The organism is Sphingomonas sp. Leaf208, from assembly GCF_001421415.1.
In the GTDB taxonomy this organism is placed as follows: Bacteria; Pseudomonadota; Alphaproteobacteria; order Sphingomonadales; family Sphingomonadaceae; genus Sphingomonas.
Genome location: NZ_LMKH01000035.1, coordinates 336,530 through 357,157, shown reverse-complemented (window position 1 = coordinate 357,157; position 20,628 = coordinate 336,530). Strand labels below are relative to the sequence as shown.

The window sequence follows — 20,628 nt, the reverse complement described above, 5'->3', positions numbered from 1 at the left end:
TCCCAATTTGCTGCAATTTTTGCCAAGATGTGGCGCATCCCACCAGTCAGAACGGACCGGAACTGCGTCAGGAACTGGCGAAAATATCTCGCTGACTGAACACGTTCACCGCTGTGTGCTGCTGTATTATATAACTGGCACGGTCGATGCAGTAGTCGAGATACCGCCCAGCCGGGCGCGTCTCACCTACTGAAGGACGCTACCATGACCTCGATGATCCTGAAGAGCCTGGCCCTCGCCACCGTACTCGTCGCCAGCGCGCCCGCCTTTGCAGCACCTGCCCGCCCGCAGCAGACGGTCCTCAAATACGACGCGAAGACCCACCAATATTGCCTGACCGAACCCGCTGCGACCGGAAGCCTGATCGGGCGAAAAACCTGCCAGACCGCCGCGCAATGGTCAGAAGCCGGACTGAACATGCCGAAGTCGATCGAGCTTGCACAGAAGTGACCGGCGTTGCGCGGTCCGCCGGGTGGCGGGCCGCGTCGCGGCGTATGCACGACCAGACGGTCAGCCCTTGGCGGCGTGGATTAGGTCGACGAGCTGTTTGTTGATCGACGCCCCGTGCAGATGGAGATGCACCGCGTCATAGCCCTCACGCCGCAGTCTTTGGCGCAAGTCGTTGACCGAGTTGCACGCACCCGATCTTGCTAATTCGAAGGCGCGCTCCACCGTTGTGATCTGTTCCGTCATGTCCCTGCCCTAGGCGCTCTGCCGCACCTCTGCGAGCGATCATTCGCACTGGGGCAAACAGATCGAAAACGAATGTTTCACCACCGAATTAACCGTCTGGAAGGCACGTCGAATCCATGAACCCGGCGTGGGATCGGCCAGGGGGCCGGTCCGAAGGGGACATCGTCGAATGTACAAGTTCATGCTTATCGCGGCACTTGCCGCAACGCCGGCGGCACCTGCGTTCGCACAGTCCGATACCGGGCAGGATTTCGGCCGCGACGCCGGACCGGGCTACGGCTCAACCGACGGCGTCAGCGGTTTCCGTGCCGAGCCGCGCATCGGGTACGACCGCGTGATCACCGAATTGAACGTCGAGACCGCGGACGACTCGGCTAGCGTGCGCGAGGGCAAGAGCGGCGTCACTTATGGCGGCGAACTCGGCTACGACATGGTCGTGAACACCGACATGATGCTGGGCGTCTATGGCGGTATCGAGGGTTCGAGCGTCGAGCAGTGCTTCCCCGGCAACGGGACGGAAACGTGCCTTACCCCCGGCCGCAACCTGACGGCAGGCGTACGCGGCGGCTTCCTGCTGAACCCCAACACGGTGTTGTACATCAAGGGCGGCTATTCGAACGGCCAGATCCGCATCGGCTATTCGGACCGTGACTTTCCCCAGGATAATTTCCGCGTGTCGGACAATCTGAGCGGTTTCCATGCCGGTGCAGGCGTGCAGACCGCGTTCGGACGCAATTTCTACGGCAAGCTCGAATATGTCTACACCGACTATAACGGCTACGAGATCACCGACGGCACCGACAAGGCGAGCCTGGATTTCGGCCGGCATCAGGTAGTTGCAGGGCTCGGCGTTCGCTTCTGATTTCGTTCTTGCTATGTTCCTGGACGGCGCTTAGTTTCAAGTCATGAAACAGGCCCGTCCGGTTCGTGGTGCGACGCTCAACAGCGAGAGCCGGCGGTTCAACTTGCCGCAAACCGAGGCGGATGGCGACTGGCTCGACATGCGCGAGGGGATCGATGGGATCGCGCCGAAACTTCGGACGACGGTCACGGTCGAGACGCCGCGGACGATCATCAGCCGTAACGCCTCGCCCGATGTGCCGTTCGACCGCTCGATCAATCCGTATCGCGGGTGCGAGCACGGCTGCATCTATTGTTTTGCGCGGCCGAGCCATGCGTTCCACGATCTGTCGCCGGGACTGGATTTCGAGAGCAAACTGTTCGCGAAACCATCCGCGGCAGCGCTGTTGCGGGCCGAGCTCGGCAAGCCGGGATACGCCTGCGCGCCGATGGCGCTGGGGACGAACACCGATCCCTATCAACCGATCGAGAACGACTGGCGGATCACGCGCGGCATCATCGAGGTGCTCGCCGAGACCGATCATCCGCTGACGATCACCACCAAGTCGGACCGCGTGGTGCGCGATATCGACCTGCTGGCACCGATGGCGGCGAAGGGGCTGGCGGCGGTGGCAATGTCGATCACGTCGCTCGATCCGAAGGTGGCGTTGACCGTCGAACCGCGTGCACCGCATCCGGAGCGGCGGCTGGCGGCAGTTCGCAAACTCGCCGATGCGGGGGTGCCGGTCTACGTTTCGATCGCGCCGGTCATCCCGGCAATCACCGATCACGAGATCGAGCATCTGATTGCGCGGGCGGCCGAGGCTGGGGCGACGCGGGCGTTCTTCATTCCGGTGCGATTGCCGCATGAGGTGGCACCGCTGTTCCGCGCGTGGCTCGACGAGCATTTTCCGGACCGTGCGGGGAAGGTGATGGCGACGATCGCGTCGCTCCGCGGTGGCAAGGATAACGATCCGAACTTCTTTACGCGAATGCGGGGGCAAGGGCCTTGGGCCGATCTGCTGGGGACGCGGTTTCGGATCGCGTGCGCGAAGCATGGGCTGAACCGGGAGCGCGTTGCTTTGCGGAACGATCTGTTCCGGGCGCCGAGGGGGCCTCAGGGGGAGTTGTTCTAGACGGGAGCGTGGTGGTTCCAAGCTCGGCTAAAGCCCCGTAGCAACCTGCCGGTTAGAGAGGACGGGCCAACCTGTTCCCCCCCTCCCTGGAAGGGAGGGGTTGGGGTGGGTCGGCTTCCGCACACCCGAACCCCCGTGGCTCAAGCAGGCCAACCCACCCCCGGCCCCTCCCTTCCAGGGAGGGGGGAAGTCTTGGCGCTCGCCCGGTCGAGTTCTAGTACGCCACGAACCCGGCAGCTCGTCAGACCAGCTTAGCGCTTATCGTCCTCATGCAGCACCCTCGGGTTGCCAAAGTTCGATTGGATTACCTTCCGGATCATGGATCCGCGCGAAGCGGCCGAAACCAGGCATGTCCCATTCGGGATCGGTGATTACCGCAATTTCCGCTGCACGAAGGGTCGCGATCAGGGCATCGATATCATCAACGCGCAGATTGAGCATCCACGGGCGATCTGCAGAAAAATAGTCGGCATCGACCGCGAACGGCGCGAAGACGCTGAGTCCGGCCTGCGTTTCCCACGATCCATAGGGCACTGAGCCGACACCGAGATGCTCGACATACCAAGCGCGTATCGCCTCCGGGTCCTTTGCCCGGAAGAAGAAGCCGCCGATCCCGGTCACGCCCATAGCCGCCCCCTAATGTCGCCCCGCCAAAGCCGAGGCGATGATAGCAGACGAAGCATGGCAACACAGCCAACAGGCCGGTCCGTTTCGGTTGCTTCATGGCATCGGGTATACAAACTATTCCCGGCACAGCGCCGGTAAGCAGCCTTGGACGTGACGCCGGTCCCAGCTTGTCAGCGCCTAGTAGGCGCGGCCGATCAGGATGCGTTCCACCGCGGGTTCGCCGGTGAAGATGCAAGCGCCGTCGTCGCACCCGGTTTGCCCCATCGGCGCGTTGCGGATCGTGAGCTTCAGCGCCTTCAACCGCTCGACGACCTTATCGAGTGCCGCGCCGGTCGGCTTCGACCAGCGGACGTCGACCCAGCCGGGGTTCTTCACGCCGTCCGCGAAATGCGCCTCGACTGCGGCGAAGTCGTTCGCGGGGACGATGTTGCCCTTCACGCGGTTCATCGATTCGACGTGGAGCGTCGCCTGCACTTCGGCCAGCATGCCCGAGAGCTCGCCGACGAACGCGTCGCGCGGCGTGGCGACGCTGTCGAGCTTGCCATCCTCGCGGTACAGGCGATCGCGGCGGATCACGGTGACGTTGCCGCCGGCCATGTCGCGGCCGCCGACCTCGATCACGATCGGGGCGCCCTTCTTGACCCAGCCCCAGCGCTTGGTCGCGGCCTTGGCAGGTTTCAGGTCGAGCAGCGCGCGGACCGGCTCGCCGAGCGCGGACTGCTTGGCGAGTTCGGCCTGAAGCGACTTGCAATAGTCGACGATCGCCGCGTCTTCGGGGACGTCACGCAGCATCGGCACGATCACGACCTGCCACGGCGCGATCATGGGCGGCACGCGCAGGCCGTCGTCGTCGCCGTGGACCATGATGACCGCGCCGATCATCCGCGTCGACACGCCCCAGCTGGTGGTGTTGCACAGCTCGAACTCACCGCCTGCGTTCTGGAAGCGGATGTTCTGCGCCGAGGCGAAGTTGGTGCCGAGGAAGTGCGAGGTGCCGGCTTGCAGCGCCTTGCCGTCCTGCATCATCGCCTCGATCGAATAGGTCGCGACGGCGCCCGGGAAGCGCTCGTTCTCGGGCTTCTCGCCGGCGATCACGTGGACGCCGAGGCATTCCTCCGCGAAATCGCGATAGACTTCGAGCATCTTCAGCGTCTCGTCGCGTGCCTCGTCCGCGGTGGCGTGCGCGGTGTGGCCTTCCTGCCAGAGGAACTCGCTGGTGCGCAGGAACATGCGCGTGCGCATCTCCCAGCGGACGACGTTGGCCCATTGGTTGATCAGCACGGGCAGGTCGCGCCACGACTGGATCCAGCGCGTGAACGCGGCGCCGATGACCATCTCGGAGGTCGGCCGGACGACGAGCGGCTCCTCGAGCTTGGCGTCGGGGTCGGGGATCAGGCGGCCATAGCCGTCGGCCTTCAGGCGGTGGTGCGTGACCACCGCCATTTCCTTGGCGAACCCGTCGACGTGCTCGGCCTCCTTCTCGAAGTAGGAGAGCGGGATGAAGAGCGGGAAATAGCAGTTTTCATGGCCGGTCGCCTTGATCCGGTCGTCGAGCAGGCGCTGGATACGCTCCCAGATGCCGTAGCCCCATGGTCGAATGACCATGCAACCGCGGACGCCGGATTCCTCGGCGAGATCGGCCTCCGAGATGACGGCCTGGTACCAGGCGGAGAAATCCGCCTCGCGGGTGACGGGGAGTGCGCGCTTTATCATGGGGTGCGGATAGCGGGTACGGGGGTGTTCGTCACGTGTGAGTTGCGGGGTGGCGACGCGGCGGTGGTTTGCGTAGGGGTCGCGCATGCCCACCGACCGCATCCTTCCCGCCATCGGCATGCGGTTGCTGTCGGTCGTGATCTTCGCGCTGATGAACAGCGCGATCAAGCTGGCCGAGCGGCACGGCGCGAGCGTGTCGGGGATCCTGTTCTTTCGTCAGTTCGGAGCGTGCCTGCTGGTGTCGGGCGTAATCCTAGCCGGACCCGGCCTGCCGTCGGTCGCTACAAAGCGGCTGCCCGCGCACATCGTCCGCGCGATCGTCGGGCTTTCGGCGATGGCATTTACCTTCAACGGGATCGTCGCGTTGCCGCTCGCGGAGGCGACGACGATCGGGTTCACGGTGCCGGTGTTCGCGACGATCCTGGGGGCGCTGGTGTTGCGCGAGCCGACCGGGTGGCACCGCTGGGCGGCGGTCGCGACCGGGTTTGCGGGTGTGTTGATCGTCGCACAGCCCGGAAGCGGCGATCACTTTCCGTTATGGGGTGCGGGGTGTGCGCTTGCGGGGGCGTTCGGGACGGCGAGCGTGTCGATCCTGTTGCGGCAGATCGGCAAGACCGAGAGCGCGCTGACGACGGTGTTCTGGTTCTCGGCGCTGTCGTTAATTCCGTTGTCCGTGTTTTACGGGCGGGCGGCGCAGTCGCATGATCTGGTCGCGTGGGTGTGTCTGGCGAGCGTCGGGATATTCGGCGGGCTGGCGCAGATCGCGATGACGACGTCGTTGCGGCTCGGGCCGGTGTCGGTGGTGGTGCCGATGGATTATTCTAGTCTGTTGTGGGCGACGTTGCTGGGGTGGCTGGTGTTCGACACTTTGCCGGCGGAGGCGACGTGGGTTGGGGCGCCGGTCATCGTGGCTAGCGGGTTGTATATCGTGTGGCGCGAGCATGTGCGGCGACGGGAAGAGACGGAGCAGGCGATTGCTTGATGGCGAGACCTGTAATCCTCCCCCGCCAGGGGGAGGTGTCGCCGAAGGTGACGGAGGGGGAGGATACGGAACCAACGTGGCTCCTTACCTCCCCCTCCGTCTGGCAAGGGCCAGCCACCTCCCCCTGGCGGGGAGGATCATTTTGCAGCGGGGGGTTAGCGGACGCGTGCCGTTTCGAGCATCCGCTTGGCGCGGAGATACATTTCGATTCGTTGGGTGGTGAACAGGCCTAGCGCCAACGCGACCAGCATGTCGGTGATGGCGAAGGCGTCGAGGTGGAGCGCGTGGCCATCGCCGATCACGGCGCGCGCGCCGGTGCGGACTGCGACGATCGCTACGATGAACAGGACCGCTGCCGGTGAGGACGTCGTGTTGAGTGCGTGGCTATCGGGGTTGATCGTGATGCGCATGAGCTTGCCGCGTTGCCAGCCTAGTGCTGCGCCCATCACCAAAGCCAGCGCGCAGAACAGCCAAGCGAGGCCGTGCGGCGGGTACATCGCGAACATGTAGAGCGTGACGGCGGCGTAGATCGCAGGAAAGATCCAGAGGCGTTCAAGCTTTAGAGGTTTCGCCACGCTCATGCGGCGCCAGCGGACCGCGAAGACTATGCCGATGACGACCGCGGTGATCGCGTAGCTGATCCAGCCTTGTGCTTCGTGCGCCTGCATTGCGTCCCCCACGCCATCACCTTCAATTGGTGTAGTATGGCAGCAATACAGCCAAGGTAAAGAGGCGACGACACATTTGAACTGCCACCCCGGCGGAGGCCGGGGCCCAATTGAAAAGGTGGCAATAACGACACGCCGCCATCCCTCAGCAGCATCTCCCAATTGGACCCCGGCCTTCGCCGGGGTGGTATTGTCCTTCGGGTGCAAGCGTCACGCCCCGAAGATCACCTGCTCCCCTTACTCCGCGGCTTGCGCCATCGGAGCGGGGTCCTTCCAGACCAGTACCGGCTTGCGCGCCGCGAGAGTCTCGTCGAGGCGCGCGCGGGGGGCGAAGTGGGGCGCGGTCTTGAGGCTCGGGTCACCAGCTTTCGCGCGTTCGGCGACCGAGCGGAGCGCGGCGATGAACTGGTCTAGCGCCGCCTTCGATTCGGTCTCGGTCGGCTCGACCAGCATCGCGCCGTGGACGACGAGCGGGAAATACATCGTCATCGGGTGGAAGCCCTCGTCGATCAGGCCCTTCGCGATGTCAATCGTCGAGAAGCCGGCGGCGAGGCCCGAGTCCGAGAACAGCGCCTCGTGCATGCACGGACCCGACGGGCCGAACGGTGCGTCGAGCGTGTCGTCGAGGCTGCGCAGGATGTAGTTCGCATTGAGCACCGCGTCCTCCGACACCTGGCGCAGGCCGTCCGCGCCGTGGCTGAGGATGTACGTCAGCGCGCGTGTGAACATGCCCATCTGGCCGTGGAACGCGACCATGCGACCGAAGCTGCCGGCGTGATGTTCGTCGGCATTCTCTTCCTCGACCAGGACGAATTGATCGCCCTGCTTCTCGACGAAGGGGAGTGGCGCGTACGGTGTCAGAGCCTCCGAGAACACGACCGGACCCGAACCCGGACCGCCGCCGCCGTGGGGCGTCGAGAAGGTCTTGTGCAGGTTGATGTGCATCGCGTCGATGCCGAGATCGCCTGGCCGGACGCGGCCGACGATCGCGTTGAAGTTCGCGCCGTCGCAATAGACGAAGCCGCCCGCCGCATGCACCGCGTCGGAGATTTCGCGCATGTCGCGCTCGAACAGTCCACACGTGTTGGGGTTGGTGATCATCACGCCGGCGACGTCGGGGCCGAGCCGGGCCTTCAGCGCGGCGGTGTCGACGCGGCCTTCGGCGGTGGCGGGGATGTCCTCGACGCTATAGCCGGCGAAGGCTGCGGTGGCGGGGTTGGTGCCGTGTGCGCTCTCGGGGACGAGGATGATCTTCCGCGCGCCTTCGCCCTTGGCTTCGAGTGCCGCGCGGATCGCGAGGACGCCGCAGAGTTCGCCGTGCGCGCCCGCCTTGGGGCTCATCGCGACCGAGGTCATGCCGGTGAGCGTGACGAGCCAGTGCGCGAGCTGGTGGATGACTTCCAATGCGCCCTGCACGGTGTCGACCGGCTGGAGCGGGTGGACGTCGGAGAACCCGGGGAGCCGCGCCATCTTCTCGTTGAGGCGCGGGTTGTGCTTCATCGTGCACGATCCGAGCGGGAAGAAGCCAAGGTCGATGCCGTAGTTCTGGCGCGAGAGGCGGGTGTAGTGGCGGACGGTCTCTGGTTCGGAGAGACCCGGGAGGCCGATGGGCGCCTTGCGCGACAGGTTGCCGAGGCGCGATAGCCCTCTCCCCTGCGGGGAGAGGGTTGGCTGAGGGGTCGTACCGGGCGCCGCATTGCTGGGCTGCCCCTCACCCCGACCCTCTCCCCGGAGGGGAGAGGGAGCAGCGAAGTCTACGCCGGTGGTGTGCGCGTCGCCGATCTCGAAGATCAGCGCTTCTTCCAGCATCAGCGCCTTGTTGCCGGTTACCGATGCGGGGACGTTACCCGTGTTCGCCTCGGGCGAGGTCGGGCGCCAGCCGCTCTGGTTGATGCTCATGCCGTGATCTCCCAACCCATTCCGTTCGTCTCGAGTAGGCATCGAGCTTGTCGAGATGCCGTATCGAGAGACATGTGCCTCGATACGAGCCCTCGACAGGCTCGGTCTCTACTCGGCACGAACGGGGTAAAATGATCGCTCATGCCAGTATCTCCTGGAGTGCGGACGCAAGCGTTTCGACGTCCTCCGCGGTGGTCGTTTCCGTCACGGCGACGACGAGGCCGTTCGCGAGGGAGTCGTTGCCGGGGTACAAACGCCCGAGCGATACGCCGGCGAGAATGCCGCGATCGGCGAGCGTACGGACGACGGGGCGGGCTTCGACGGGCAACTTCAACGTGAATTCGTTGAAGAAGCTGTCGTTGACCAATTCGACGCCGGGGATCTGCGACAAGCGTTCCGCCGCCGAGACCGCGCCAGCGTGGTTCACCTCGGCCAACTGGCGCAGGCCGGCTTCGCCGAGCAGCGTCATGTGAATCGAGAACGCCAGCGCGCAGAGGCCCGAGTTGGTGCAGATGTTCGACGTCGCCTTTTCGCGGCGGATATGCTGCTCGCGGGTCGACAGCGTCAGGACGAAACCGCGGCGGCCGTCCGCGTCGACGGTCTCGCCGCAAAGGCGACCGGGCATCTGGCGGACGTATTTGTCCTTGCAGCCGAACAGGCCGACATAGGGTCCACCGAACTGGAGGCCGACACCGAGCGACTGACCTTCGCCGACGACGATGTCCGCATCCATCTCGCCGGGCGAGGTGATCGCGCCCAAGGCGACGGGCTCGGTGACGACGGCGATCAGCAGCGCCTTCTTCGCGTGGCACGCATCCGCGAGCGGGCGCAGGTCGGCGATGCGGCCGAGGATGTCGGGGTACTGGACGACCACGCACGACGTGTCGTCGTCGATCTTCGCGATCAGCTGGTCGAGGTCCATGTCGGCGACCAGTTCGGGCGCGGTCGTGTCGAGCACGTCGCCGGTGAACTTGGCCATCGTGTTCGCGACCGAGACGTAATGCGGGTGGAGACCCGACGACAGGATCGCCTTGCCCCGCTTGGTGATGCGGCGTGCCATCACGATCGCTTCCCAGCACGCGGTCGAGCCGTCGTACATCGAGGCGTTGGCGACATCGGTGCCGAGCAGACGCGCAACCTGAGTCTGGAACTCGAACAGCATCTGCAGCGTGCCCTGCGCGATTTCCGGCTGGTACGGCGTGTAGGCGGTGAGAAACTCGCCGCGCTGGATCAGGTGATCGACCGACGCGGGAACGTGATGCTTGTACGCGCCGCAGCCGAGGAAGAACGGCGCTTCGCCGGCGGTGAGGTTCTTCTTGGCGAGCGCCGACATGTGGCGTTCGACCGCCATTTCGGAGGCGTGCATCGGCAAGTCGCGGACCGGGCCGTCGAGGCGGGCGGCTTCGGGCACGTCGACGAAGAGGTCGTCGATGGTTGCGGCGCCGATGACGGCGAGCATGTCCGCACGGTCGGGCTGGGTCAGGGGAAGGTAGCGCATTCTAGTCTCCTCCCCTCCCGTTTACGGGAGGGGTCGGGGGAGGGAATGAGGCGGGGAACGACTGTATCAGCCCCTCCCCCGACCCCTCCCGCAGGCGGGAGGGGAGCAGCGACTTACAGTCCTTCGACGAAGGCTGCGTAGGCGGCTTCGTCCATCAGGTTGTCGAGTTCGCTCGGGTCGCTGAGCGTCAGCTTGAAGAACCAGCCGGCCGCTTCGGCGTCCGAGTTCACCAGGCTGGAATCGTCGGTGAGTGCAGCGTTGCCCTCGGTGACGGTGCCCGAGACGGGGGAGTACACGTCGGACGCGGCCTTGACCGACTCGACGACCGCGGCTTCGTCGCCCTTGCTCAGCGTCTTGCCGGCTTCGGGGACGTCGACGAACACGACGTCCCCGAGCTGGCTCTGTGCGTATTCGGAGATCCCGACGGTGCCGACGTCGCCGTCGACATCGACCCATTCATGATCCTGCGTGAAGTAACGGCTCATATCACTTGGCTCCTGCGCGGACGTAGCGGTGGGGAATGAAGGGCATCGCGGTGACGGTGGCGGTGTGGACCTTGCCGCGTTGCGCGATTTCGATGCGGGTGCCGGGTGCGGCGAGCGCGAGCGGCACATAGGCCATCGCGATCGGCTTCCCGAGCGTCGGTGCGAAGCCCCCGCTGGTCAGGCGGCCGATCGTCGCGCCGGTGTCGTCGATCACTTCGGCGCCCTCGCGCGCGGGCTGGCGGCCCTCGACGATCAGGCCGACGCGCTTGGCGGCGGGGCCGTGTTCGCGCTGGGTGAGGATGCGCTCGGCACCGGGGAAGTCGGCGGCTTCGCGGCGGCGCTTCGACAGCGCGAAGCCGAGGTCGGCCATGACCGGCGTGATCTCGGGATCGAGGTCGTGACCGTAGAGCGGCAAGCCGGCTTCAAGACGCAGCGAATCGCGGGCGCCGAGGCCGATCGGCTTGATCTCGGGGAGCGCGAGCAATGCGTTGGCAAACGCCACGGCATGTTCGGCGGGGAGCGAGATCTCGACGCCATCCTCGCCGGTGTAGCCCGAGCGGCTGATCCAGAGCGGCACGTCGTTCCAATGGAACGCACCGGCGGTCATGAATACGAGCGCGTCGACGCCGGGGACGATCCGCGCGACTGCCTCGACCGCCTTGGGGCCCTGCACCGCGAGCAGTGCCTGATCTTCGAGGATGTTGATCGTGACGTCGTAGGGAAGATGCTCAATCAGATAGCTGATGTCGTCATACTTGGTGGCGCCGTTGACGACGACGTAGAAGCTGCCGCTTGCGGTCGGCGACGGGTGGAGCGGGTCGTAGGCTTCGGGCTCGACGTCCTGCGCGGAGAAGGGCGACGGCTGGTCGTCGGGCAGGCGCGTGGCCATCAGGTCGTCGAGGATGCCGCCATCCTGTGCGAGCAGCAGCGAGTAGCGCATCTTGCCCTCGCCCAAGCCGGCGATATCGCCCGGTAGGACGGTTTCGAGCGCGTGCGCGACGCCTTCGCCGGAGAAGACGAGTTGGCCCATGTGGCTGACGTCGAACAGGCCCGCCGAGTCGCGCGTCCAGGCGTGCTCGGCCATGATGCCTTCATACTGGATCGGCATCTCGTAGCCGGCGAACTCGACCATCCGCGCGCCGTGCGCCCGGTGCCACGCATCGAGCGGCAACGGCAGGACCTCGGGCTCGACGTAGTCGTCCGCCTGGTCAATGATGCTCGCGTAATCGCTCATATCCGGTCTCCGTCGAAGGGGCGCGCGGCACCAATGGGTGCAACGATCCGAACCCCCTCTGTCACGGGACCTGAGAGCTTTCGCGCCGGATATGTCCAGCGCTTACCCCTTCGGTGGCCCTCGACTTACGCCAGGACGCTTTCCAGAGTGTCGATCAGCCCCGCGCGGTCTCTGGTGCCTGAGAGATTCCGGGGTGGTTGCTCCTTCGGCGGTTCCATCAGCCCTGAAAGGACCGGAAACGCTCTCCCGCGCGGTGCCATGCCGGTTGCCCGACATCGACGCCGCGAGTTGTGACGCGGCGCACAATCTTAGTCAATCGAGGGATGAGGAGCGCAGAAAGAAATCGCTCACTCGACCCGATAGAAAGGCACCACCCCGGCGAAGGCCGGGGCCCAGTTGGAAAGGTAGTCGTAACAGCGGACCATCCGTCGTTACTACCGTTCCCCAACTGGGCCCCGGCCTTCGCCGGGGAGGTGGACTTATCCCAAAGTGTAGGACCCGACGGTGAGCGGGCCGTTATTCGACCGTCACGCTCTTCGCCAAATTCCGCGGCTGGTCGACGTCCGTACCCTTCAGCACTGCTACGTGATACGCGAGCAACTGCACTGGTACCGCATAGACCAAAGGCGCGATCAGCGGGTGGACCTTGGGCATGGTGATCGTCGCCATGCAGCCTTCGCCGGCCGCCTGGATGCCGTCGTAATCGGAGATCAGCACGACTTTGCCGCCGCGTGCCATGACTTCCTGCATGTTGCTGACGGTCTTTTCGAACAGCGGGCCCGAGGGCGCGATGACGATGACGGGCACATGCTCGTCGATCAGCGCGATCGGACCGTGCTTCATCTCGCCGGCGGCATAGCCCTCGGCGTGGATGTAGCTGATTTCCTTCAACTTCAACGCGCCCTCGAGCGCCAGCGGGTAATCGGTGCCGCGCCCCAGATACAGCACGTCGCGCGCGCCGGCGATCTTGTGCGCCATCGCCTCGATCGCCTCGTCATACGCCAGCGCGCCGTTGAGCGCGGCGGGCGCCTCGGCGAGGTGGCGGACGATCTCGCGCTCCTGGTCCTTGGTCAGCAGACCCTTGGCATGCGCCAGATTGGCCGCAAGTGCCGCAAGAACCGCGAGCTGGCAGGTGAACGCCTTGGTCGATGCCACGCCGATTTCAGGCTCCGCATGAGTCGGCAACAGCAGGTCGGCCTCGCGCGCCATCGTGCTGGTCGGCACGTTGACGACGACCGCGATCTTCTGGCCTTCGGCCTTGGCGTGGCGCAGCGCCGCGAGCGTGTCCGCGGTCTCGCCCGACTGCGAGATGAAGAGAGCAAGGCCGCCCTCTTCCATCACCGGTTCGCGGTAGCGGAACTCGGACGCGACATCGAGGTCGACGGGGACGCGCGCAAACTGTTCGAACCAGTATTTGGCGACCATGCCCGCGTAGAAGCTCGTCCCGCACGCGACGATCGTTACGCGCTTGATCGTCGACAGGTCGAACTCGGGGATCGGCAGCGTGATCTCGCCTTCCATCCGCTTCAGATACGAGCGCAGCGTCTGCGCGACGACAATCGGTTGCTCGTAGATTTCCTTCAGCATGTAATGCTTGTGGTTGCCCTTCGAGATCACGTCGCCAGTGATCCCAGAAATCGTGATAGCGCGCTCGACCGGCGTGTTCTCGCGGTCATAGACCTGCGCGCCATCACGGGTCAGCACGACCCAGTCGCCCTCATCGAGATACGCGATCCGCTGCGTCAGCGGCGCGAGCGCCAGCGCGTCCGAGCCGAGATACATCTCGCCGTCGCCGTGGCCGACGACCAGCGGCGAGCCGAGGCGCGCGCCGATCAGCAGGTCGGGATGCTGGCGGAACAGGATCGCGAGCGCGAATGCACCGTGAAGGCGCGGCAGGATCTCGCGGACGGCCGATACCGGGTCCATCCCCGCCTCGACCTTCTCACTGACGAGATGCGCAACGACCTCGGTGTCGGTCTCGCTAGTGAACGTCCGGCCGCGCGCGATCAGTTCGTCGCGTAGCGGCTTGAAGTTCTCGATGATGCCGTTGTGGACCACCGCGACCTCGCCGGTCGCATGCGGGTGCGCGTTGTTGGTCGTCGGGCCGCCATGCGTCGCCCAACGCGTATGCGCGATACCGGTCTTGCCAGGCAGCGGATGCGCGGCGAGTTCGTTCGCCAGATTGACCAGCTTGCCCGACGCCCGCCGCCGCTCGATCGCGCCGTCATTGTCAGTCGCGATGCCGGCCGAGTCATAGCCGCGATATTCGAGCCGCTTCAGACCATCCAGCAGACGACCGGCAACATCTTCGCCGCTCAGGATTCCAACGATACCACACATTTACATCATACTCCGTGGAACGGGTCTTACTTGCCGCTTGCTTGGGCGGCCTTACGCGCGATCATGCCGTCGCGAAAGCGCCTGGCCCAGCCGGGCCTCGCGATTTGCGGCGGGCGGACCAGTGCCAGCGCATCGGCCTCGACGTCCTGAGTCACGACCGATCCCGCGGCGACGATGGCACCTGCGCCGATCGTGACAGGCGCGACCAGCGCGGAGTTCGAACCGATGAACGCGCCCGCGCCGATCACGGTGCGGTATTTGAAGTAACCGTCGTAGTTGCAGGTGATCGTCCCCGCGCCAATATTCACGCCCGCGCCGATATCCGCGTCGCCGATATAGGTCAGGTGGCTGACCTTCGCGCCTTCGCCGATGACCGCCTTCTTGATCTCGACGAAATTGCCGACCTTGGCGTCCGCATGCAGGTCCGCGCCGGGGCGGAGGCGGGCGAACGGACCAACGTTCGCACCCTTGCCGACCGAGGCGCCCTCGATGTGGCTGAACGCGTGGATCGTCGCGCCATTAGCGATGCGCGCGCCGGGGCCGAACACGACGTTGGGTTCGATCACGACATCACGGCCGAGGACCGTGTCGTGCGAGAACCAGACTGTATCGGGCGCGATCAACGTGACGCCATCGGCCATCGCCTGCGCGCGACGCGTTGCCTGCCATGCGCCTTCGACGCTGGCGAGTTCGCCGCGGCTGTTGACGCCAGCGACCTCGTCCGCGCCGGTTTCGATGACGGCGGACGAACGGCCGTCGGCCCCTGCCAGACCGACAATATCGGTGAGGTAATATTCGCCCGCCGCATTGTCGTTGCCGAGCCGGTCGAGCAGCGCGAACAGGTCGGTCGAGTGCACCGCCATCAGCCCGGAGTTACACAACGTCACCGCCCGTTCCGCCTCCGACGCGTCATTATACTCGACGATCCGGTCCATCCGGCCCGCGGCATCGGCGATCACGCGACCATAGGCGCCAGGGTTTTCCGGGCGAAAGCCGAGCACGACGACGGCGGGCGTGTCGTCGGCGTGCAACCGATCGATCATCCGCTGCATCGTCGTGGCGGTGACCAGCGGCACATCGCCGTAGAGGATCAGGACGTCGCCCTCGAACCCCGCCAGCGCGTCGCGGGCCTGCGCGACCGCGTGGCCGGTGCCGAGTTGCTCCGCCTGGAGCGCAGTGGCGATCCCAAGCGGTGCCACCGCCGCCTCGACCTGTTCACGCCCCGCCCCGGTCACGACGACGGTCTTCGCCGGCTGCAACGCCGCCGCGCTTGCGACGAGATGCAGCAGCATCGGTCGGCCGGCGATCGGATGAAGCACCTTGTGAAGATCAGATTTCATCCGCGTACCCTTGCCGGCAGCGAGGATCACGACTGCGATGGGGTGGGCCGGAATCGGTTGGTCGATGGAATGCGTCGTCATGGAAGGATCGCTGCCACGAAAGCCTTGCCAATTCCATAGTCTCGCTGGCAGGCCCGCATCCAATGACGCATTTTTTATTCGATATCGTCGGGTTCGACCTGGACGGCACGTTGCTCAACACGAGCGGCGACCTGGCCGCCGCGGTCAACCACGCGCTCGCTACTGTCGGTCGCCCGCCCCTCACCGTCGAGCAGGTCAAGCCGATGATCGGCGGCGGCGCGCGGCACATGCTCAAGCAGGGCCTGACCGCGACCGGCGGGTATGACGAACCGATGCTTGATGCGCTGCACGCCGATCTGCTCGCCTATTACGAGGCGAATATCTGCGTGCTTACAAAGCCTTACCCAGGTGTGATCGACGCGCTGGATGCCTTGGCTGCGAAGGGCGTGACGCTGGGGATCGTCACCAATAAGATCGAACGGTTTGCGCGGACCGTACTGGGCGAACTCGGGCTGATCGATCGATTTGCCTGCATCCTGGGCGGCGATACGATGGCGGAGTCGAAGCCGTCGCCAATGCCGATCCACGAGATGGTGAAGCTGTGTCGTGAAAGCGGGGGCGGCGGAGACCGCGCGGCGTTCGTCGGCGATTCGATCTTTGATATCCAAGCCGGGCATGCGGCGGGGTTGCCGACGATCGCGTGCAGCTTCGGCTTCCTGATGCAGCCCGTAGCAGAGCTTGGCGCCGACGCGGTGATCGACGGTTTCGACGTACTCGTCCCGACGCTCGAAAGGCTCCGCGCATGAACCGGACGACGCTCACGCGCATCGCGCTGGTCATGGCGATCGTGTTCGCAGTGACGATGGCTTTGCTGCCGAAGCCGCCGCACATGCCGATCGACCAGTTCGGGGACAAGTTCGGGCACATGCTCGCCTTCGCGACGATGGCGTTGCTGGCGGCGCTGTCGTTTCCGACCGCGCGGTTATTCAGGATCGGCGAGCGGCTGTCGTTTCTCGGCGCGATGATCGAGGTCCTGCAGGCGATCCCGTCGCTGCACCGCGACTGCGACATCTACGACTGGATCGCCGATACGCTGGCGATCACCGTCGTGTTGCTGATCGTCTGGGCCGTCCGACGCAGGCGTGGCGCACGTCTCAACTAAGCCTTGCGCCACTTCGTCCACAAATGGCGCGCGAGCATCGCTGGCGGCATGCGCAGCAAGTGCGATCGGACGTAGAAGCCTAGCCGGGTGATCGGTCGGGTCGGCCTGCCCCAACCGTCCCGTGCGGTGATGCGACGGATGTAGAGACGATCGGCCCCGCGCGCAGTTCCTTCGGCGAAAAGCGCATCGACGAGGCGCAAGGACCGGGCCACTTCGCGGGATAGGCCGTGACGTTTTGCCTCCATATCGAGCCCGTTGGTGCCGAACTCCTCGATCAGACAGCGGATGTCCCACAGGTTACGGAGGCCGCCGGCGAGGTCTCCATCGGCGAACAGATGCGCCGCCGCGTGTACAAGCATTCCGTTGGGGGAGAGGGTCCGCAGGCCGTTCTCCAGTGTGAAACTCCCGGCGATTAGCGCCGCCGCATCAGGCGTGATCCGCGCGGTCAGTGGCAGGATGGTGTGATGGACGTCGATCATCCGGTCGCGCTCGCGGTGGATCAGCGGCGGGAGCTCGTGCATCCAGCGGCGATAATAGACGTCGTCATACGGATCGGGCTTGACCCATTCCCATCCAGCCGCGAGCAGCGCCGCCTCGACCGCGTCGATCGATGCGTGCGGCACAAGGATGTCGAGGTCGCCAATCAACCGCCCTTGCCCTGCCGACAAACCCGCCGCGACGAACGCGGTGCCCTTCAGCAGGATGACCGGGCAGTCGACCGCGGACAGCGCACGCCGGGCCATCTCGGCCTCCCATAGCGCGGCACGGCGGCCGTGCTCGGCGGCGGCGCGGGCGTCGGCCAGGATGGCCTGCACGCCATCAGGCATCTGCAGGCCGTCGAGACGCATCGCCAGCGTACCGATCAACTGCTCCGCCCGCGCCATCGTCAGCAGTGCGGTCCAGCCGTCCGCATCGAGCCCGACGATGCTGCCCGGATCGGCGAGCGCGCGAGCGAGGATGCGGGCATCGTTCACAGGGCGGACCATAGCGCCTCGACCTGCTCTATCGCGCTCGCACCGTCCGGATAATCGATCGCGACCGAAGGAATGTCGGCGATCAAGCCCGTCAGCGACCGAAAGCCGGGCTCGCCCAGCGCGACGTAGTTGGTCGAGGCCTGCGTCATCCGCACGAACGCCTCGGCCGGCGGCACCGGTCGCGTCTCCGGCTCGAAACCGTAGCGCGGGAAGACGAGCAGTGCCGGCAAAGCGGGCGTGTCCATCGCCGCGATCGCGCGCGCGTCGGGGACCATGTGACGGATGTCGCCTTTCGGCGTCGCTGGCATCAGCGGCCCCATCCGCGCATCAGGCCACGCCAACTCGGCCGCAGCGATCGCTTCGTTCTTGAGACTGATCAATCGTGGGAACGCGTGGACCAGCCCGGTCGCGGCATCGAGCAACGCGAACTCGTCCCCCATGAACCGCCAGCCCTTCGCCGCGAGCAAGGTCGCGAGCGTCGACTTCCCTGCGCCCGAGATGCCGGTCATCAACACGGCGCGACCATCGCGCGCGACTGCGGACGCGTGAAGCAACAGATAGCGGCGGGCGCCCAGCGCCATCTGCAGGTTCATCGCCATCTCGGCAGCCAGCAGTCCCTGGCGCAACGGCAGCGGTGCAGCTTCGGGGAGCATGTAATCGCCACCGATCTCGACGGATGGGCGTATGATCCTGCGCCACGGACGCCGCGCAAACAGGCGCACGGTGAAGTCGGGGATGCCGTCGTGCGGCTTCGGGTAATCGCGGTACAGGCTTCGGAGTTCGGCGATCGGCGCGCGCCAGTCGGAGCCGATGCGGAAACCTATCGGCCCGATGCGGACGGAAAAGGCGTACCTCATGCCCGCTCGATCAGTCCGGCTTCGACCAGTTCTTCGAGCCGTGCCGCCAAAGCCTCACGCGTACCGTCGTCGAGATCATAGTCCCGTCCAAGCCGCTCCAGGAGGACGTCCAGCGACGATGCTCCCTCGCCCAGCACCGCTAGGATCTGCGGTGCGGGTTCGGTTAGTAAATGCGTGATACCCGACGCGCGATGATATACCGCGGTGAATTCATCGAGCGGCGCGATCAGCATGCCTCCGTCGGGCGGTCCCCGAAAGATCGTCCCCGACACGGCCTCAGCCGCGCGGCATCTGCAACGATGCGAAGCAGGTGAAGCCGCCCTGGCCGCGCTGCAACCGGCGGATATATTTGACGTACGCGCGGCTGCGGTCCGAATCGGTACCGGGCAGCGTGCTGCCGCTGGCCAAGGCGCGCTTGACCTCTTCACCCTTGAACGCGCGGGTCGAGGGCGGGAATGCACCCTTGGTACGCGCTGGCACGACGCCTCCATCCGCATCGATATAGCTGCCCGCGCGACCCGGATCGGGCACGGGGATCTCGCAGTTCAACACCGAACCCGCGGTCTGCGCGAGCGCCGGGCGAATCGACACCACCATGCCTGCAGTCATCGCGCCGAGCGCCAGCACGCGGCGACGCGATGGAACGCCGGTGTCGGTCTCCGCGGTTGCGACCGGATCTTGGTTGAGTTCGATGTCGTCCATGATGCCCCTGCTAGATCACAGCCCTTTCATAATCCTGAAGCGCTGACAACATCGCCGTATCGACGCTTGGGAGAGCGTGCCGGAGTAGGACGACTTCGCACGCCGTTCGTTTCCGCGGTCGGCAAGTCGATGGCGCCAACAGACGATACCGGTTTGCATCGTGCCGCTGTATGGCGCTGCGCATGGACGTCGATTCCGTCCCAGGAGACCGCAATGCTTTCCGGATTTGGCCTGCGTACGTTTTGGGCGATCGTCGTGGTCGTCATCGCTGCGGTCGCGGTGTTCGCGCTCACCCGCGACGTGCAGGGCGCGATCGTCGCGCTTGTCGGCGGGATCGCAGCCGCGCTGGTGGCTGCCGGCACCGGGGACGAGGCGCCTGCCCTGGACGACGCGACGAGCGCGTCGCCGTCTGTGCTCGACGACGTGCTCGACGCGATCGTCGCACCGGTAATGCTGGTCGAGGACGGCCGCGTCGTGGTCGCCAATCGTGCCGCGCGGACGTTGCTCGGCGCGCATATCCTTGGCGAGGACGCGCGCGTTGCGATCCGCCATCCTGCCGCCGCCGAGCGCCTGGGCACGCCGGGGCCGATCGATGGTGAGCGGCCGATCGAGCTGGTCGGGCTGGGCACGCGGGACCAGCGCTGGGAGATGCTGCTCAGCGAGACGTCGGACGGCCAGCGAATCGTCCACCTCGTCGACCAGACCGGCAACTACGCCGCCGAGCGGATGCGGATCGATTTCGTTGCCAATGCCAGCCACGAACTTCGTACGCCCCTGGCGTCTATTCTTGGCTTCATCGAGACGCTGCGCGAGGAGGCCGGCGAGGATGCGGAGGTTCGTGCGCGTTTCCTGAAGGTGATGGATGACGAGGCGCGGCGGATGCAGCGGCTGGTCGAGGACCTGATCTCGTTGTCGCGCATCGAGGCGGAGAAGTTTCGCCTGCCCGACCAGGCGGTCGATTTCGCGCAACTCGTCGAGGACACGCGCGACGAACTCGCCGATGCCGCGGGTGATCGCGGGCATGATCTGGTCGCGACGATCGATCCGAACCTCTCCTCGGTGTCGGGGGATCGGGTGCAGCTGTCGCAGATGCTCCACAACCTAATAGGCAATGCGATGAAATACGGGCGTGCGGGGACGCCGGTGACGATCGAACTGAAGCGCGACGATGCCGGTATGATCCGCTTGTCGATCCGCGACGAGGGCGACGGGATCGCGGCGGTGCACATTCCGCGGCTGACCGAGCGCTTCTATCGCGCGGATGCGGGACGCAGCCGGTCGCTAGGCGGGACGGGTCTCGGGCTGGCGATCGTCAAGCATATCGTCGAGCGGCACCGCGGTCGGCTCGATATCGCGAGTCAGGTCGGCGTCGGTACGGTGGTTTCGGTCATCCTGCCCCCGAGCGGCGGCGCGACCAAAGGCGCTGTCATAAAAGGGTAACCCAACTGTCACACAGG

The 20,628-nt window shown here is 65.6% G+C and carries 21 protein-coding genes and 1 riboswitch; of the genes, 7 read left to right on the top strand and 14 right to left on the bottom strand.

Features of this window, described 5'->3' with window-relative positions:
- The first annotated feature begins 204 nt into the window (after positions 1-204).
- On the top strand, positions 205-450 hold the full coding sequence (locus ASE69_RS16590) for a hypothetical protein (protein WP_056489066.1): 246 nt from the start codon (positions 205-207) through the stop codon (positions 448-450).
- Positions 451-510: 60 nt separating this feature from the next.
- Here ASE69_RS16590 and ASE69_RS16585 read toward each other — a convergent pair whose 3' ends face one another.
- Positions 511-693 carry a hypothetical protein gene (locus tag ASE69_RS16585; protein ID WP_056057360.1) on the bottom strand — a complete coding sequence of 61 codons (183 nt, stop codon included), beginning with the start codon at positions 691-693 and terminating at the stop codon, positions 511-513.
- A gap of 169 nt (positions 694-862) precedes the next feature.
- Between ASE69_RS16585 and ASE69_RS16580 the strand changes: the two genes are divergently transcribed.
- Complete coding sequence (locus ASE69_RS16580) at positions 863-1,555, top strand: outer membrane protein (protein WP_056489064.1); 693 nt, start codon at positions 863-865, stop codon at positions 1,553-1,555.
- 43 nt (positions 1,556-1,598) lie between these two features.
- Positions 1,599-2,669 (top strand): PA0069 family radical SAM protein, encoded by a 1,071-nt coding sequence (locus tag ASE69_RS16575; protein WP_056489062.1) that lies wholly within the window; start codon positions 1,599-1,601, stop codon positions 2,667-2,669.
- A gap of 267 nt (positions 2,670-2,936) precedes the next feature.
- Here the strand turns inward: ASE69_RS16575 and ASE69_RS16570 are convergent, their stop codons facing one another.
- Together ASE69_RS16570 and ASE69_RS16565 are read right to left on the bottom strand one after the other, a co-directional pair.
- Positions 2,937-3,296, bottom strand: coding sequence for a VOC family protein (locus ASE69_RS16570; protein ID WP_056489059.1), 360 nt, complete (start codon positions 3,294-3,296; stop codon positions 2,937-2,939).
- 177 nt (positions 3,297-3,473) lie between these two features.
- A complete protein-coding gene (locus tag ASE69_RS16565; RefSeq protein WP_056489057.1) occupies positions 3,474-5,009 on the bottom strand; it encodes an aminoacyl--tRNA ligase-related protein in 1,536 nt (511 codons plus the stop codon).
- An 85-nt stretch (positions 5,010-5,094) separates the two neighbouring features.
- Here ASE69_RS16565 and ASE69_RS16560 point away from each other — a divergent pair, with 85 nt between their 5' ends.
- Positions 5,095-5,991 carry a DMT family transporter gene (locus ASE69_RS16560; RefSeq protein ID WP_056489056.1) on the top strand — a complete coding sequence of 299 codons (897 nt, stop codon included), beginning with the start codon at positions 5,095-5,097 and terminating at the stop codon, positions 5,989-5,991.
- Positions 5,992-6,146: 155 nt separating this feature from the next.
- On the opposite strand, the gene ASE69_RS16555 is transcribed toward ASE69_RS16560, so the two are convergent.
- The 7 genes from ASE69_RS16555 to glmU all read right to left on the bottom strand — a co-directional run bounded on the left by ASE69_RS16555 (position 6,147) and on the right by glmU (position 15,536).
- Positions 6,147-6,671, bottom strand: coding sequence for a CcdC protein domain-containing protein (locus ASE69_RS16555; RefSeq protein ID WP_235518900.1), 525 nt, complete (start codon positions 6,669-6,671; stop codon positions 6,147-6,149).
- 225 nt (positions 6,672-6,896) lie between these two features.
- On the bottom strand, positions 6,897-8,558 hold the full coding sequence (gene gcvPB / locus ASE69_RS16550; RefSeq protein ID WP_056489052.1) for an aminomethyl-transferring glycine dehydrogenase subunit GcvPB: 1,662 nt from the start codon (positions 8,556-8,558) through the stop codon (positions 6,897-6,899).
- 139 nt (positions 8,559-8,697) lie between these two features.
- Positions 8,698-10,056 (bottom strand): aminomethyl-transferring glycine dehydrogenase subunit GcvPA, encoded by a 1,359-nt coding sequence (gene gcvPA / locus ASE69_RS16545; RefSeq protein ID WP_056489050.1) that lies wholly within the window; start codon positions 10,054-10,056, stop codon positions 8,698-8,700.
- Between the two features lie 113 nt (positions 10,057-10,169).
- Complete coding sequence (gene gcvH, locus ASE69_RS16540) at positions 10,170-10,541, bottom strand: glycine cleavage system protein GcvH (RefSeq protein WP_056489047.1); 372 nt, start codon at positions 10,539-10,541, stop codon at positions 10,170-10,172.
- A 1-nt stretch (position 10,542) separates the two neighbouring features.
- The gene (gene gcvT / locus ASE69_RS16535; protein ID WP_056489046.1) at positions 10,543-11,775 is read right to left on the bottom strand and encodes a glycine cleavage system aminomethyltransferase GcvT; all 1,233 of its coding nucleotides are present in this window, start codon (positions 11,773-11,775) and stop codon (positions 10,543-10,545) included.
- A gap of 155 nt (positions 11,776-11,930) precedes the next feature.
- Positions 11,931-12,034: riboswitch (glycine riboswitch) on the bottom strand.
- 257 nt (positions 12,035-12,291) lie between these two features.
- Positions 12,292-14,115: a glutamine--fructose-6-phosphate transaminase (isomerizing) gene (glmS, locus tag ASE69_RS16530; protein ID WP_056489044.1), complete on the bottom strand. Its 1,824-nt coding sequence runs from the start codon at positions 14,113-14,115 to the stop codon at positions 12,292-12,294.
- A gap of 26 nt (positions 14,116-14,141) precedes the next feature.
- The gene (gene glmU, locus ASE69_RS16525) at positions 14,142-15,536 is read right to left on the bottom strand and encodes a bifunctional UDP-N-acetylglucosamine diphosphorylase/glucosamine-1-phosphate N-acetyltransferase GlmU (RefSeq protein ID WP_056489042.1); all 1,395 of its coding nucleotides are present in this window, start codon (positions 15,534-15,536) and stop codon (positions 14,142-14,144) included.
- Positions 15,537-15,598: 62 nt separating this feature from the next.
- Here glmU and ASE69_RS16520 point away from each other — a divergent pair, with 62 nt between their 5' ends.
- Together ASE69_RS16520 and ASE69_RS16515 are read left to right on the top strand one after the other, a co-directional pair.
- Complete coding sequence (locus ASE69_RS16520; RefSeq protein WP_056489040.1) at positions 15,599-16,282, top strand: HAD-IA family hydrolase; 684 nt, start codon at positions 15,599-15,601, stop codon at positions 16,280-16,282.
- Positions 16,279-16,638, top strand: coding sequence for a hypothetical protein (locus ASE69_RS16515; protein ID WP_056489038.1), 360 nt, complete (start codon positions 16,279-16,281; stop codon positions 16,636-16,638). Before ASE69_RS16520 ends, ASE69_RS16515 begins: the two co-directional genes overlap by 4 nt.
- On the opposite strand, the gene ASE69_RS16510 is transcribed toward ASE69_RS16515, so the two are convergent.
- From ASE69_RS16510 to ASE69_RS16495, 4 genes are read right to left on the bottom strand one after another with little or no spacing between them, the layout of a single operon-like run.
- Positions 16,635-17,624, bottom strand: a complete 990-nt coding sequence (locus tag ASE69_RS16510; RefSeq protein ID WP_056489036.1) for a nucleotidyltransferase family protein — start codon at positions 17,622-17,624, stop codon at positions 16,635-16,637. The two genes, ASE69_RS16515 and ASE69_RS16510, sit on opposite strands and share 4 nt — an antisense overlap.
- Positions 17,609-18,469 carry an HprK-related kinase A gene (locus ASE69_RS16505; RefSeq protein WP_056489034.1) on the bottom strand — a complete coding sequence of 287 codons (861 nt, stop codon included), beginning with the start codon at positions 18,467-18,469 and terminating at the stop codon, positions 17,609-17,611. The genes ASE69_RS16510 and ASE69_RS16505 overlap by 16 nt, the downstream gene beginning before the upstream one ends.
- Entirely contained in the window at positions 18,466-18,702 is a 237-nt protein-coding gene (locus ASE69_RS16500) for an HPr-rel-A system PqqD family peptide chaperone (protein WP_056489032.1), read from the bottom strand. The genes ASE69_RS16505 and ASE69_RS16500 overlap by 4 nt, the downstream gene beginning before the upstream one ends.
- A gap of 43 nt (positions 18,703-18,745) precedes the next feature.
- The gene (locus ASE69_RS16495; RefSeq protein ID WP_056489030.1) at positions 18,746-19,171 is read right to left on the bottom strand and encodes a hypothetical protein; all 426 of its coding nucleotides are present in this window, start codon (positions 19,169-19,171) and stop codon (positions 18,746-18,748) included.
- Between the two features lie 213 nt (positions 19,172-19,384).
- Between ASE69_RS16495 and ASE69_RS16490 the strand changes: the two genes are divergently transcribed.
- The gene (locus ASE69_RS16490; protein WP_056489028.1) at positions 19,385-20,611 is read left to right on the top strand and encodes an ATP-binding protein; all 1,227 of its coding nucleotides are present in this window, start codon (positions 19,385-19,387) and stop codon (positions 20,609-20,611) included.
- Positions 20,612-20,628 lie beyond the last annotated feature (17 nt).